Raw genomic sequence first — 14,101 nt, 5'->3', positions numbered from 1 at the left:
GCACGCCCGCTGCCGTACGTTGGCCCCGTGAGCCGCCCCCTGCTGTTCCTGGACGTCGACGGCCCCCTCAACCCGTACGCCGCCCAGCCCGAGCGACGCCCCGCGGGATACACGACGATCCGGGCGACCGTCCGTCCGGGACGCCCGCTGCGAGTGTGGCTGAACCCGTCGCACGGCCCGGCGCTGCTCGCCCTCGGCTACGAGCTGTGCTGGGCGACCACCTGGATGGCCGAGGCCAACCGCTGGATCGCGCCCGTCGTGGGGCTCCCCGAGTTGCCGTACGTCGACTTCGGCCGGGGCCTGTTCGCGGAGCGGCCCGACGGGGTCCACTGGAAGACCGAGGCGATCGTCGCCTACGCCGCGGGGCGCCCGTTCGCCTGGGTGGACGACGAACAGAGCCCGGCGGACACACTGTACGTCCGCGCCCACCACCCCGGCCCGGCCCTGCTCCACCACGTCGACCCCAGGATCGGGCTGCGGGAGGCCGACTTCGCCGCGCTGGCAAAGTTCCGGGCGGCCATGCCCCAGGACGACTGAGCGGCCGCGGGCAACTACCAGACCCTGGTGCACGACTCCTCCCGGAACCTGCCGCCGACCCTCGACCCGGCGGGTGTGTTCACGGGCTCGGCGACCAAAGCGGGCACCTACACGGTGACGGTCACCGCGAAGAACACGACCGGTTCCACCGGCTCCGCGACCTTCGTCCGGACCGCGACCTGACTCCACAGCCCACAGCCCACAGCCGTGCCGCAGCCGACGGGTTCGCCACCGGCGCTCCCGGGGGTGTCGGCGGCGGCCGGCGGACACGGGCCCGCGTCCGCCGGGAAGGCACGTGAGCGCACGTGAGCGCCCTCCCCCGGCCGTCCTCGGGCCGCGGCCCGGGCGCGCGCCTCGCTGTTCGGCATCAGGTGCGTGTACCTCCGGAGCGTGAAGCTCGAGTCGTGGTGCCAGACCTTGTCCATGGGTGAGGGCCTTTCTGCTTCTGCTAGTTGCGTACGGCGTCCGAGATCGGCTTGGCGCCGCCGTGCGCGGTGAGGCCGCCGTCCACGGGGATCTCGGCTCCGGTGATGAAGGACGACTCGTCGGAGAGGAGGAAGGTGACGAGCGGGGTGATGTCGTCGACGGTTCCGGTGCGGCCGAGGAGTGTGCCGGCGAGGTTGGCCTCGCGGAAGGCGGGTGCGGCGGAGGCGGTCATCTCGGTCTCGATGTAACCGGGGTGGATGGTGTTCACGCGGATGCCGCGTGGTCCCAGTTCCATGGCGGCGGTGGCCGACAGGCCGCGCAATGCCCACTTGCTGGCGGTGTAGGCGACCGGGTAGTGGGCGGTCAGGGCCGCCGAGGAGCCGACGTTCACGATCGACGCCCCGGGGCGCATCAGCGGTGCCAGGTGCTGGATGCCCAGCAGCGGCCCGGTGACGTTCACGGCGTGGACGCGGGCCATGTCCTCGGGGCGTACGGCGTCGAGGCGGGCGCGCCAGGTGACACCGGCGTTGTTGACCAGGCCGTGCACCCGGCCGTATGCCTCCCCCAGTTCGGCGGCGAGTTCGGCCCAGTCCTTCTCGCTGGTGACGTCGAGCCGGCGGCAGCCGGAAGCCCCGGTCACGTCGGTGGCGATGACCCGGGCACCCTCGCGGGTCAGTGCCTCCGCCTCGGCGGCGCCCTGGCCGCGGGCGGCGCCGGTGACCACGACGACCCTGCCGAGCAGCCTCCCCCGGCCTTCGGCCGGGAGACGCCCCCAGGGGTGGAGGTCGGTCACGGCCGCTCCCGGGAGCGGCGCCGGCCGGTCGGCAGCGGGACCGAGGCGGCTCCGGCGACGACCGTGTTGGAGACGCTGCCGATGCCTTCGACGGTGAGGGTGACCGTGTCGCCGGGCTTGAGCGGGGCAGGGTCCTGTGCGCCACGTACGCCCCACAGTTCCGCGAGACAGCCGCCGTTGCCGCAGGTGCCCGAGCCCAGGACGTCACCGGAGCGCACCCAGGTCCCGCGCGAGGCGTAGGCGACCATCTCCTCGAACGTCCAGCTCATGTTGGACAGCAGGTCCTTGCCGACCACCTCGCCGTTCACCTCGGCGGTGAGCCCGAGCCGCAGGAATCCGTCCTCGTCCCGGTACTTCTCCAGTTCGTCGGCGGTGACCAGGTACGGGCCCAGCGTGGTGGCGGTGTCCTTGCCCTTGCAGGGACCGAGGCCGACCCTCATCTCGGCGGACTGCAGGTCGCGCGCGGACCAGTCGTTGAAGACGGTGTAGCCGACGATGTGCTCGCGGGCCTGCTCGGGAGTGAGGTCGCGGCCCTCCTTGCCGATCACGGCGGCGACTTCGAGTTCGAAGTCGAGCACGGTCGAGCCGGGCGGCACGGGGATGTCGTCGTGCGGGCCGTACACCGCGTAGGGGTTGGTGAAGTAGAAGGTCGGAGCCGCGTACCACTGCTCCGGTACGCCCGCGGTGCCGTCCACGGAGCGCCGTACACCTTCGACATGCTCCTCGAAGGTGACGAAGTCCCGCACGGTGGGCGGCTGGAGCGGGGGCAGCAGCCGTACCTCGGAGACATGAGGGCCGGCCGGGATGTCCAGCGTGGCGGAGCCCGCCTCCAGCAGCTCGGGCAGGCCGCCGCCCTCGGCGAGCAGGCCGGTCAGTGAGCTGACGCCGGGAAGGGGGTAGAGCGTGCCGTCCTCTTCGACGACGGCCACCTGGCGTCGGTTGCGGTACTCGTACGTGGCGAAACGCATGGCGGTTTCCTGTCGGATGTCGGCGTGAGGGGTGGGCACGAAGGCCGGGGACGCGGCAGGGGAGTCAGGGCGGTGACAGGGTCACCGCGCCCCCGGGGACTCAGGGCTTCGCCGATCAGACCGGCGGGGCGACGAAGACGCCGCGGTCGACGTCGTTGAAGGATTCCTTGGTGACCAGTTCGTTCATGGGGTTGGCGGTGCCCCACTGGTCGGTGACCTCGGGCTGGGAGAAGTCGTAGACGTGCGGGTGCCAGGTGTCCTCGTCCAGCAGCTCCAACTCGGTCGTGTACTCGACGGTGTTGCCGTGCGGGTCGAGGAAGTAGGTGAAGGTGTTGTCACCCGCCATGTGCCGGCCCGGGCCCCAGATCTTGCGGGCGCCGGAGCGGATGACACGGCCAGAGCCGCGCATGTACTCGTCGATGCCGCGCATCTCGAAGGAGACGTGGTGCAGGGAGGTGTGCGGGCCCTTGGCGATGGCCATGGAGTGGTGCTGGTTGCTGATCCGCATGAAGTGCATGACGTCGCCGATGTGCGGATGGCCGAGTGTGTCGGACAGCCGGAAACCGAGATGCTCCTCGTACCACGCCTTGGTCCTGTCCAGATCCGGCGAGTTGAGGACGACGTGCGACAGCTTGACCGGGATCGCCTCCTTCTCCTCGATCCTGCGGTGCTGCCGCACCTCGACGTCGGCGGAGACCTCGATGGTGCGGCCGTCGACGTCGAAGAAGCGGAAGCCGTAACCGCCGCCGGGTGTTTCCACCTTGCCCGGCCGGGTGACCAGCTCGACACCCCCGGCGAGGAGTTGCTCGGCGAGCGTGTCCACGTCGGCCGGGCTCGCGGCGCCGTAGGAGACGAGGTCGAGGCGCTTCTCGTCGGCCTTGCGCAGCCGGACGACGTACTGCTCGGGGGAGCCCTCGGCGGCGAGGAAGGAGATGCCGGAGTCCTCGGCGACCTTGGTCAGGCCCCAGACCCCGGAGTAGAAGTCGAGCTGCTTGTCGTAGTCCGGCACGGCGAGGTCGACGTGCCGGAGGTGGGTGAGCAGGCGGTTGCTCATGGGGGTCCTCCTCAGACGAGGTTGAGCAGAGCGGCGGCGTTTCCGCCCCGGACGGAGTGGAAGGCGGTGTCGGGCAGGTCCGCGGCGCGCAGCGCGCCGAGCGGGTCGTCGGTGCCCATGTCGAAGGGGAAGTCGGAGCCGAGCAGGACCCGTTCCTGGCCGACCGTTCGCAGCAGCTCCCGCAGCACCTGGGGGTCGTGGACGAGGGAGTCGAAGTACAGCTGCTTCAGGTAGCTGCTCGGTTCCCGCTCACAGCCCCGGGCGTCGGGACGGGCCCGCCAGGCGTGGTCGGAGCGGCCGATGTGGGTGGGCAGGTAACCGCCGCCGTGCGCCGCGATCAGCTTCAGGCCCGGATGACGGTCCAGGACGCCGGAGAAGATCAGGTGGGAGAGGGCGACCGCGTTCTCGGTGGGCTGGCCGACGGTGTTGGACAGGTACCACTGGTCCAGGCGCTCGCCGAGGGTGCAGCCGAAGGGGTGCAGGAAGAGGAGGGCGCCCGTCTCCTCGGCACGGGACCAGAAGGGTTCGTACGCGGGATCCGACAGTTCGTGACCGGGCGCGTGCGAGGAGATCTCCACCCCCTTCAGCCCCTGGTCCAGGGCGTGGTCGAGCAGGCCGACCGCGAGGTCGGGATGCTGGAGCGGGATCAGGCCCAGGCCGTGCAGGCGGTCGGGTGCCTTCGCGCAGTGCGCGGCGGCGCCCTCGTTGGCCAGCCGGCAGACCTTCTCGGCCAGCTGAGGCTCGGCCCAGTAGTGGTAGTGGGACGGCGAGGGGCTGACCAGCTGGATGTCCACGCCCTGCTCGTCCATGGCCGCCAGGCGCACGGCGGCGTCCGTGAGCTTCGGCACGCGGGCGCCGACCATGGGGCCGTTCACGGTCAGGGCCGCCGGGCCGTTGCGGCGGGCGTCGAGGGCGCGGGCCTCGGCGAGGCCGGGATGGCCGGCGACGGCCTCCTCGACCTCCGGGAGCAGGAGGTGGGCGTGGACGTCGATGACCGGGGCGGAGGATGCGGTCGTGGTCACGGGCGCTCCTTGAGGAGGTTCATGGTGCGGCCGACCAGCCCGGCCATGTCGGCGTCGCGCACGCCGTCCAGCTGCCACTGGCCGATCTGCATGGACGCCTCGACGACGGTGCGCACGCGGGGGATGCGGCGGTCGTGGTAGACCCGGAGCAGCTCGTCGTCCCAGTCCCGGCCGTCGGCCACGGCCACGCTGAGCAGCTCGGCGAGGACGAGGGCGTCCTCCAGGGACATCGCCGCGCCCTGGGCCATGGTGGGCGGGCAGCAGTGGGCGGCGTCGCCGATGAGCACGACCCGGCCCCGGTGCCATGAGTCCTCGACCAGCAGGTGGTCGAACCAGGTGTAGTTGACCTTCTTCGGGTCGGTGATGTGCTCGGTGATCTCCGGCCACGCCCCGCCGTAGCTCTGGGCCAGGCGGCGCATCTCGTCGGCGTAGGTGGCCGGGTCGATGGAGGCGCGGTCGCGGCACCCTTCGACGAGGTACGCGTAGATGGTGTTCTCGCTGGTGGGGCAGTACCCGGCGATGTAGGCGGGGCCTCCGTAGGCGAGGTCGGTGCGCGTCACGCTCTCGGGCCGCGGGGCGGCGATGCGCCAGATGGCCATGCCGGTCGGCTCGGGTTTGTCCGTGATGCCGATCGCGGCGCGGGTGGCGGAGTTGAGTCCGTCGGCGCCGATCACCAGGTCGTAGCGGCCCTCGCTGCCGTCGCTGAAGCGCACCGACACGCCCTCGGCGTTTTGCTTTAGCGCTTCGGCGGTGGTACCGAGGCGAACGCCGGCGCCGCAGGCGCGGACCGCGTCGATGAGGATCTGCTGCAGTTGGGGGCGCTGCATGCCGACGGTGGCGGGCAGGTCCTTTCCGCCGGTCTGGATGTCCTCGGCGACGAACAGGACGGTGCCGTCGGGGGCGGTCACGCCCAGCGAGCCGAAGGCGTATCCGGAGGCTTCCACCTGTTCCCACACGCCCAGTTCGCGCAGGACCCGCAGGGCGTTGCCCTGGAGGGTGATGCCGGAGCCGGTGGTGGCGTTCCAGTCCGGCTTGGCCTCGATCAGGTCGACGGCGATGCCGGCGCGGCGCAGCAGGATGGTGACGGCGTTGCCTGAGGCGCCCCCGCCGATGACCAGGACGGTGGGTGTGCCCCCGGCCGGAGGCTGGGGGAGAGTGCGGCTGTCAGCCATGTCGGGGATTCCTCCCGGGGTTGGGCCGCGCGACTTCGGGCGGCGGGGGCTGCGGCTCGCCCGCTGAAAGTGCGGGCCGGAGGTGGGGACGGGTCACCCGGCGAAGCGGGTGGAGCGGCGGGGGCCGGATGCGCCGCCGCTGTCCGGGGAACGGCGCATCCGGCGGTGTTGCGGGTTACTTGACGGCGATCGGGTTGACCGGGGAGCCGACGGCTCCGGTGATGGGGAGGGGAGCGGCGGTGAGCCAGAACTCGTACACGCCGTCGTCGGCGCAGTCGGCGGCCAGTGCGTCGAGGTCCCACATCTCGCCGATCAGCAGGCCCATGTGGGGGATGACGACCTGGTGCAGCGGCTGGAAGGCGCCCTCGAACTCGTTGGGGCGGACCTCGAAACCCCAGGTGTCGGTGGCGATGGCGGCGATCTCGGTGCCGTGCAGCCAGCCGCCGGTGGTGAACGACAGACCGGGCGCGGGTCCGCCCGCGTAGTCTCCCCAGCCGTCCCGCCTTGCGCGGGCGAGGTGTCCGGTGCGGACGAGGACGATGTCGCCGCGGCCGACGGTCACCCCGTGGGCCTCGGCGGTCTGCTCGAGGTGCTCCTCGGTGATGGCGAACCCGTCGGGCAGCTCTCCCCCACTCTCGGCTCCGCTCGAGCGGGAGGTGCCCCCACCGGTGCCGACGACCAGGCCCACGTCGAGGAGCACTCCGCGCCCGGCGACGTACGGCGCCATGTGCTCGATGCCGGTGACGAGGTCGCCGTCGGAGGTGACCACCTTGTCGGCGCGCCGCCCGTTCCAGGCGAATCCGTGGTCGAAGATGTGGCCGAGTCCGTCCCACTGGGTCGAGCACTGCAGCGGCATGGAGATCACGTCGTCGGCGCCGCCGATGCCGTGCGGGAAACCCTGGTTGCCCAGCGCCGCGTCGGTGCCCGTGTCGAGCATGGTGTGCACCGGGTTGGTCCGTCGGCGCCAGCCCTTCTGCGGGCCGTTCATGTCGAACCGCTGCGACAGCGAGAAGCTGACGCCGCGGCGTACCAGCGACGCGCCCTCGCGCCGCTTGCCCTCGTCGAGGAAGTTCAGCGTGCCGAGCACGTCGTCCTCGCCCCAACGCCCCCAGTTGGAGTACGCCTTGGCGGCCTCGGCTATCGCGCCCTCCGGGTCGCGGCGGTCCAGGCTCATGCCGTTCCCTCCGCGACACAGCGGGTGCGCTGCACGCCCAGACCGGTGATGGAACCCTCCATGACGTCGCCGTCGCGCAGCAGGCGTCCCCAGTGGATGCCGTTGCCGGCCGGGCTGCCGGTCAACACCAGGTCACCGGGCAGGAGTTGAGCCGTCTGCGACGCGTACGACACCAACCGGGCGACTCCGAAGAGCATGTCCTTGGTGGACTCGTCCTGCATGGTGTCGCCGTTGAGTTTGAGCGTGACCCGCAGGTCACCGGTGTCCGCGATCGACTCGGCAGGGACGAGCCACGGGCCGAGCGGCGTGAAACCGGGCGCGTTCTTGCTGCGCAGCCAGTCGGTGCCGATGGCCTTCATGTCCCGGCGGAACACGGTGGCGCGGTCGGTCAGGTCGTTGGCGATGGTGTAGCCGGCGACGTACTCCAGGGCCTCCTCGACCGTCACCCGGTAGGCGGGCTTGGCGATGACGGCCGCCAACTCCAGTTCCCAGTCCGGCTGTTCGGCCCAGGCGGGCAGGACCACGTCGTCGTACGGGCCCGTGATCGCGCTCGGCAGACCGATGAAGACGTACGGCAGGTCCTCGGCGGCCCGGCGGTCCATGACCGCGGCGATCTCGGCGCGCGCCTCCTCAACCGTGCGCGGGTCGTCCGGGGAGCGGTGGGCGGCCTCCAGGTCGATCACGTGCTGCCGGTAGTTGGCGCCGGACTGGAAGACCTGCCGCGGCTCGATGGGGGCGTGCACCCGCAGGCCCTCCAGCGGCCGCCAGTCGAGGGCGTCCTCGTCCGCCAGGACGCGCAGGACGGGCAGGGCCTCCTCCCATCGCTCCACCACGGCGCGCACGCTGGACGGTGCCCAGGCCAGGACACCGCTCAAGTCGCGTACCCGGCCCTTGGCCAGGAGGCCGGGAAACGGCTCCCCGTCCTGAGTGGAGAACGTGCCGAGCGCGAACGGGCCGGCAGGTTGCGCGAGCGTTGCCATCTGATTTCCTCCTGCTGAGTTGCGGTCTACTCTGACTCCGCTCGGTCAATCACGGAAATCAATCCTGTGGATGCGCCGAATCCATGACATGGATACCTCTCGCTTGCTAGGTGGTGGCCCGGTGAACCTGTCCCGACTCGACCTCAATCTGGTTCTCGCCCTGCGCGCGCTGCTGGAAGAGCGCAATGTCACCCGGGCCGGCGAGCGCATCGGGCTGAGCCAGCCCGCGATGAGCGCGGCGCTGTCCCGGCTGCGCCGCCATTTCGGCGACGAATTGCTCGCCCGGACCGGCAACTCCTACGAGCTGACGCCGCTCGGCACCGCCCTGCGGGACCGCAGCGCCACCGCGTGCGACCTGCTGGAGCGGGTCTTCTCCAGCCAGGCCGACTTCGACGCGGCCGCCGAGACCCGCGAGTTCACCCTGCTCGCCTCCGACTACGGAGCGGCCGTCTTCGGCGCCGCCCTCGCCCGCGCCCTGCACCAGGAGGCGCCCGGCATCCGGCTCACCTTCCAGCACCCGGCACCGTCCGTCGTGGAAAACACCGCGACCGTGCTGAGCACCGTCGACGGACTGCTGATGCCGCACGGCGTGATCGACGGCTTCCCCGCCGTCGAACTCCACCAGGACCGCTGGCTGTGCATGGTCGCCGATGATCACCCCGAGATCGGTGACGAACTCACCCTGGACCAGCTGGGGCGTCTGCCCTGGGCCGTCTACCAGCGCCCCTACGACGCCCCGGCCGCACGCCAGCTCAGCATGATCGGGATCAGTCCCCGGGTGGAGGTGTCCGTGCAGACCTTCCAGCTGCTGCCGCCCATGGTCGAGGGCACCCGGCGGGTCGCGATGATCCAGGAGCGCCTGGCACGCAAGGCGGTCCGATCCGCGGCGGTGCGCGTCCTGCCCTGCCCGTTCGAGGCGGTACCGGTGCGGGAGGCGATGTGGTGGCACCCGATGCACGCGCAGGACGCGGCCCACATCTGGCTGCGGCAGAAGGCCGCGGAGGTGGGCGCCACGCTGGCGGGCAACGGCCACAGCTAGGCGGCAGTCCGATCGACGCGCTCCCGGCGGTCGTCCCGCGCACCCTCAGGCCAACTGCTCCGGCAACGGCCGGGGATCGACGGCGCCCACCCGGCGACGGGCCGCCCACAGCCCCGCCGCGACGAGGGCTGCGGCCAGCCCCAGCAGGCCCACCGCACCGGCGAGACTGCCGACCGCGGACTCCCCGGCGAGCAGCACCAGCGGGCAGACGAACTCACCGCCGAAGAAGGCCGCCGTCCACAGCCCCGTGCCACGGCCGCGGTCCTCGAACGCCAGCCGGGACATGGCACTGGTCAGAAGGGAGGGCAGCAGCATGCCGGTGCCCACACAGTTGACGACCGCCCCGATGACCAGCAGCGGGGCGTTGCCCGCGAGGAACATCACCCCGAAGCCGACCGCGCAGACCGCGAGGACGACGGGCAGCATCGGATCGGGCGAGCGCTCGAGGCGGGCGAAGGTGACCGCTCCGCCCACCGTGGCGGCACTGGCGACCGCGGTGGCCAGTCCGATCACGCCGGTGTTCTGCACCCCGAGGTCGTCGAGCAGGTACGACGTCTCCACCGGGACGGTGTAGAACACCATCGCCCCGAAGAAGGTCAGGGCACAGATGCCCGTCAGCGGCCGCCAGGGGAACGAGCGGGGGGCCTCCGCCTCGGCCACAGGCGCGTCGCCGTCCGCACGGGTCCCCGGGTTGGGCAGGGCGGTCGCCATCAGCGGGGCGAGCACCAGGCTCACGGCGTACACCCAGAAGGGCACGCGCCAGCCCGCCGATCCGGCGGCGCCGCCGAGCACGAAGAAGACGGTGGCCGACGCGGAGGCGCACATGGTCTGCAGGGCGAGGTACTTCACCCGCTGCCGACCGCTGTAGTAGTCGCCGATCAGGGTCGTGCAGCAGGTCATGATCGCGGCCTCGGCGACGCCGACCAGGGCGCGGCTGGCGATGATGCCGCCCAGCGAGTCCAGCCACAGCGGGGCTGTGCCGAACGCGGCGTACAGCAGGGTCGCCACGATCAGCAGGCGCTTGCGGCCCAGCCGGTCCACGATCAGGCCGGCGAACGGTGCCAGCAGCGCCAGCGCCAGCGCCGGAACGGTCAGCGCGAGCGGCACCAGCGCCTTGGCCCCCGGGACCGACGCGAAGTGGTCCTGCATTTTCGGCAGCACGGGGGCGATCAGCACCGCCCCCAGGATCGGCAGGCAGCTGCCCGCCATCAGAAGGGTCACCCGCAGCAGATGGGCCGGGCCCGACACGGCGACGGCTGACGGAGCGGTGGCATCGATCGCGGCGGGAGGCGGCGAGGGCACGGAACCGGGCATGGCGACTCCAGGGGATGGCGTAACGGAGCGGGCATGCCTCACGGGCACCGAAGGCGCACGGCATGCTGGGGAGGTCGCACGCCGGCGGCATCCGGACAGCGGCGTGCGGTAGCGACGACTATGGGGGCGCCAAGGCGCCGGTGCCATCCCCAGCGCGATCCGAATCCCGTATCCGGGTCATCCACGCGGTGGATGTGATGGGCAACCGTCACGCAGACGGAAGGCGCACACGGCCGTTGCTGCGCACGAACGGCGGAGTCCCGGAGCCCGGTCATCCCCGCCCCGCCCGGAGGAAGCACGTGAGCGCCCTCCCCCGGGCCGTCCTCGGGCCGTGGAAGGGCGCTCAATGGTGACCGACGTCGACAACTGCCGACAGCTCGGCAGCAGGTCAGAACGGTGGTCGGTCAGGCGGCCGCAGGTCACGGCCGCCACGCGTCAGTTGTGGCTGTGCAGGATCTCGTTCAGGCCGCCCCAGACCGCGTTGTTCGGGCGGGCCTCTACGGCGCCGGAGACCGAGTTGCGGCGGAAGAGGATGTTGGAGGCGCCGTTCAGCTCGCGGGCCTTGACGATCTGGCCGTCGGGCATGGTGACGCGGGTGCCCGCGGTGACGTAGAGGCCGGCCTCGACCACGCACTCGTCGCCGAGGGCGATGCCGACGCCCGCCTCGGCGCCGATCAGGCAGCGCTCACCGATCGCGATGATGACGTTGCCGCCGCCGGAGAGCGTGCCCATGGTGGAGGCGCCGCCGCCGATGTCCGAGCCGTCGCCGACCACGACGCCGGCCGAGATGCGGCCCTCGACCATCGAGGTGCCGAGCGTGCCGGCGTTGAAGTTGACGAAGCCCTCGTGCATGACGGTGGTGCCCTCGGAGAGGTGCGCGCCGAGGCGGACCCGGTCGGCGTCGGCGATGCGCACGCCCTTCGGGGCGACGTAGTCGGTCATCCGCGGGAACTTGTCGATCGAGGTCACCTGGAGGTGCAGGCCCTCGGCACGGGCGTTCAGCCGGACCTTCTCGATGTCGTCGACGGCCACCGGGCCCAGCGAGGTCCAGGCGACGTTGGCGAGCAGGCCGAAGATGCCGTCCAGGCTCTGGCCGTGCGGCTTCACCAGGCGGTGCGAGAGCAGGTGCAGGCGCAGGTAGACGTCGTGGGTGTCGAGGGGCTTGTCGTCGAGGGAGGAGATGACCGTACGGACCGCGACCACCTCGACACCGCGGCGGGCGTCCGGGCCGATCGCGTTCCCGGCGTTCTCGCCGAGCAGCTCCACGGCCCTGTCCGCGGACAGCCGCTCGGTACCGGCCGGGCCGGGCTCGGCGAGGAGTTCGGGGGCGGGGAACCAGGTGTCGAGCACGGTGCCGTCGGCGGCGATCGTGGCGAGGCCGGCGGCGGCGGCACCGGTGGGACGAGGAGCAGTCGTGTCGGTCATGAGGGCAACCTAACCGGCCGGGGGCCTGCGAGGCGAACCAGCGTGCGGGGCGTCTCAGGGGACGGTCCGTGCGGCGGCCTCCCGGTCAGGGAATCACCCGTCCCAGCACCTCCCGCGCGTACCCCTCGTCGTACGGGGTCCCGGTCAGCAGCACCTGGAGGCAGATCCCGTCCATCAGCGCGACCAGCGCCCGCGCCGTGACCGGGTCGGTGTGCCGGGTCAGCCGTTCGGCGAGGTCGTCGGCCCACTCGGCGGCGACGGGGCGCAGGGCGGGGCGGCGCAGGGCGGCGAGGTAGAGCTCGTACTCCAGCTCCACGGCGGTACGGTCGCCGCCCAGCCAGTCGCCGAGGATCCGGGCGAGGGCGGTGGCGAGGTCCGTCGCGGAGTCGTCCAGGCCGCCGTGCGCGGCGACCGTCTTGGCGAAGCCCTCGTTGGCCTGCCGCAGGGCGGCGACCATCAGCTCGTCGAGGGTCGTGAAGTGGTAGGTCGTCGAGCCGAGCGGTACGTCCGCCTCGGCGGCGACCGAGCGGTGGCTGAGCCCCGCCAGGCCCTTCTCGCCGACCACCCGGATCGCCGCGTCGATGATCCGCCGACGGCGGTCGGGGTCGTAGCGGCGTGGCATCAGTGCGCGCCTCCCAGGTTCAGGACGACCACTCCCCCGATGATCAGCACGATCCCGGCCACCTTGACCAGCGTCAGCGTCTCCCCGAACAGCAGGAGTCCCAGTACGGCGATGGCCGCGGTGCCCACCCCGGACCAGATCGCGTACGCGGTGCCGATCGACAGGGTCCTCAGTGTCTGGGCCAGGAGCAGAAACGACATCAGGTAGCCCAGCGCCGTCAGGAGCGAGGGCCAGAATCTGCTGAAGCCGTCCGCGTACTTCATCGCCGTCGTGGCGGCGACCTCGGCGGCTATGGCGCCGGCGAGCGTCAGGTATCCCATGTGTACGAGTGTACGCAACGATGTGTACGGCAGTACACATCGACGGCGGGGCAATCCGGCCGTCCCGAACGAGGGTGCCGGGTACGCCGCTTGGGCTTCCGGGTGCCGCACGACGATGTTCAATGTTCATAGAAACCGCTAGCTGAAACGGCTCCCCGCAGCCCCGTGACTCCACTAGTGTGTGCACCTCTGTGATCCACGACTGCCTCACAGTTCACCCACGCCACCTTCACACCCCCGGCCGCCGCTGCCCTGGCGCCGCTGGAGGAAACGCGCATGCCAGAAGCCACCCCCCAACCCCCGCCGCCTCCCCCCTGGGAGAACGGCTGGGTTCCCGACACCTCCCGGACTCCCGGAACCCGAAGACTCTGGCTGGCGGGCACGCTGGCCGTCGCCACCGTCGTCGCCTGCGTCACCGCGATAGCCGTCGGCCACAACGCCCCTGACAAGACGTCATCGGCCGGTCCCACGGTGTCCGCGAACACCGACAACGGCCCCGGTCTGCTCTCCTTCGCCTCGCCGTCGGCGTCGGACCCGGCCGCCCCGCCCAAGGGCACGTCGGGGATGTCGGCGACCTCGCCGACCCCGTCCACGTCCGCCACGGCGGCGGCTTCCCCGCCCGGCGCCGGCCCGAAGAGCTCGCCGTCCGGCGCCCAGCCGTCCAAGTCCGCGCCGGCCAAGGGCACTTCGGGCGGCTCGGGACAGCAGCCCGACAGCTCCGAGAGGTCGGTCCGCTCGGTCAACTACCCGGACCGCTACTGGCATGTGAGCGACGGACTGGTGAAGCTGGACGCGCCGCGCGGCTCGGAGTCCCGTGCGGACTCGACGTTCACCGTGGTCAAGGGCCTGGCGAACAGCTCCTGCTACTCGTTGCGGACGGCGGACGGGAAGTACCTGCGGCACCGCAACTTCCTGCTGCGCGCCGACGCCGACGACGGCTCGTCCCTGTTCCGGCAGGACGCCACCTTCTGCGCACGGGGCTCGGCCTACTCCGGGGCGGTCATGCTGGAGTCGGTGAACTACCCCGGCCGCTACCTGCGCCACCAGAACTTCCAGCTGAAGCTGGACCCGTACCAGGGCAGCGATCTGTACCTGGCGGACTCCGCGTTCCGGTTCGTGGACCCGCTGGCCTGAGTACCCCCGCACGGGAAGGGGGGGGGGGGGGGGGGGGGGGGGGGGGGGGGGGTGGGGGTTGTGGGGGGGGGGGGGGGGGGGGGGGGGGGGGGGGGGGGGGGGGGGGGGGGGGGGGGGGGAG

15 protein-coding genes are annotated in these 14,101 nt (G+C 71.8%); 4 read left to right on the top strand and 11 right to left on the bottom strand.

The features are described 5' to 3' along the window. The first annotated feature begins 27 nt into the window (after positions 1–27). Positions 28–537 (top strand): HAD domain-containing protein, encoded by a 510-nt coding sequence (locus ACZ63F_RS12210; RefSeq protein ID WP_469710321.1) that lies wholly within the window; start codon positions 28–30, stop codon positions 535–537. Positions 538–564: 27 nt separating this feature from the next. Beyond that, positions 565–720, top strand: a complete 156-nt coding sequence (locus ACZ63F_RS12205; protein WP_469710320.1) for a putative Ig domain-containing protein — start codon at positions 565–567, stop codon at positions 718–720. 265 nt (positions 721–985) lie between these two features. Here ACZ63F_RS12205 and ACZ63F_RS12200 read toward each other — a convergent pair whose 3' ends face one another. From ACZ63F_RS12200 to ACZ63F_RS12170, 7 genes are all read right to left on the bottom strand, one after another. Next, entirely contained in the window at positions 986–1,756 is a 771-nt protein-coding gene (locus ACZ63F_RS12200) for an SDR family NAD(P)-dependent oxidoreductase (RefSeq protein WP_469710319.1), read from the bottom strand. After that, a complete protein-coding gene (locus tag ACZ63F_RS12195) occupies positions 1,753–2,724 on the bottom strand; it encodes a fumarylacetoacetate hydrolase family protein (RefSeq protein ID WP_469710318.1) in 972 nt (323 codons plus the stop codon). The genes ACZ63F_RS12200 and ACZ63F_RS12195 overlap by 4 nt, the downstream gene beginning before the upstream one ends. A 115-nt stretch (positions 2,725–2,839) precedes the next feature. Beyond that, on the bottom strand, positions 2,840–3,778 hold the full coding sequence (locus ACZ63F_RS12190; protein ID WP_469710317.1) for a VOC family protein: 939 nt from the start codon (positions 3,776–3,778) through the stop codon (positions 2,840–2,842). An 11-nt stretch (positions 3,779–3,789) separates the two neighbouring features. Further along, the gene (locus ACZ63F_RS12185) at positions 3,790–4,800 is read right to left on the bottom strand and encodes an amidohydrolase family protein (RefSeq protein WP_469710316.1); all 1,011 of its coding nucleotides are present in this window, start codon (positions 4,798–4,800) and stop codon (positions 3,790–3,792) included. Next, on the bottom strand, positions 4,797–5,972 hold the full coding sequence (locus tag ACZ63F_RS12180; RefSeq protein WP_469710315.1) for an FAD-dependent oxidoreductase: 1,176 nt from the start codon (positions 5,970–5,972) through the stop codon (positions 4,797–4,799). The genes ACZ63F_RS12185 and ACZ63F_RS12180 overlap by 4 nt, the downstream gene beginning before the upstream one ends. Before the next feature lie 175 nt (positions 5,973–6,147). Continuing rightward, entirely contained in the window at positions 6,148–7,146 is a 999-nt protein-coding gene (locus ACZ63F_RS12175; protein ID WP_469710314.1) for a cyclase family protein, read from the bottom strand. Further along, positions 7,143–8,126, bottom strand: a complete 984-nt coding sequence (locus ACZ63F_RS12170; protein ID WP_469710313.1) for a fumarylacetoacetate hydrolase family protein — start codon at positions 8,124–8,126, stop codon at positions 7,143–7,145. The genes ACZ63F_RS12175 and ACZ63F_RS12170 overlap by 4 nt, the downstream gene beginning before the upstream one ends. Before the next feature lie 121 nt (positions 8,127–8,247). Between ACZ63F_RS12170 and ACZ63F_RS12165 the strand changes: the two genes are divergently transcribed. Further along, the gene (locus ACZ63F_RS12165; protein ID WP_469710312.1) at positions 8,248–9,165 is read left to right on the top strand and encodes a LysR family transcriptional regulator; all 918 of its coding nucleotides are present in this window, start codon (positions 8,248–8,250) and stop codon (positions 9,163–9,165) included. Positions 9,166–9,210: 45 nt separating this feature from the next. Here ACZ63F_RS12165 and ACZ63F_RS12160 read toward each other — a convergent pair whose 3' ends face one another. The 4 genes from ACZ63F_RS12160 to ACZ63F_RS12145 all read right to left on the bottom strand — a co-directional run bounded on the left by ACZ63F_RS12160 (position 9,211) and on the right by ACZ63F_RS12145 (position 12,846). Then, complete coding sequence (locus ACZ63F_RS12160) at positions 9,211–10,479, bottom strand: MFS transporter (RefSeq protein ID WP_469710311.1); 1,269 nt, start codon at positions 10,477–10,479, stop codon at positions 9,211–9,213. A 435-nt stretch (positions 10,480–10,914) separates the two neighbouring features. Next, a complete protein-coding gene (dapD, locus tag ACZ63F_RS12155) occupies positions 10,915–11,904 on the bottom strand; it encodes a 2,3,4,5-tetrahydropyridine-2,6-dicarboxylate N-succinyltransferase (protein ID WP_382730542.1) in 990 nt (329 codons plus the stop codon). An 85-nt stretch (positions 11,905–11,989) separates the two neighbouring features. Next, complete coding sequence (locus ACZ63F_RS12150) at positions 11,990–12,526, bottom strand: TetR/AcrR family transcriptional regulator (protein WP_469710310.1); 537 nt, start codon at positions 12,524–12,526, stop codon at positions 11,990–11,992. Then, entirely contained in the window at positions 12,526–12,846 is a 321-nt protein-coding gene (locus ACZ63F_RS12145; RefSeq protein WP_469710309.1) for a DMT family transporter, read from the bottom strand. Before ACZ63F_RS12145 ends, ACZ63F_RS12150 begins: the two co-directional genes overlap by 1 nt. A 276-nt stretch (positions 12,847–13,122) precedes the next feature. Here ACZ63F_RS12145 and ACZ63F_RS12140 point away from each other — a divergent pair, with 276 nt between their 5' ends. Next, positions 13,123–13,980: an AbfB domain-containing protein gene (locus ACZ63F_RS12140; protein WP_469710308.1), complete on the top strand. Its 858-nt coding sequence runs from the start codon at positions 13,123–13,125 to the stop codon at positions 13,978–13,980. The last annotated feature ends 121 nt before the right edge of the window (positions 13,981–14,101 follow it).

Source organism: Streptomyces sp. NPDC104761 (assembly GCF_055583445.1).
Note: the sequence above shows the minus strand (reverse complement) of the source record. Positions and strands in the feature narration are given on the sequence as shown.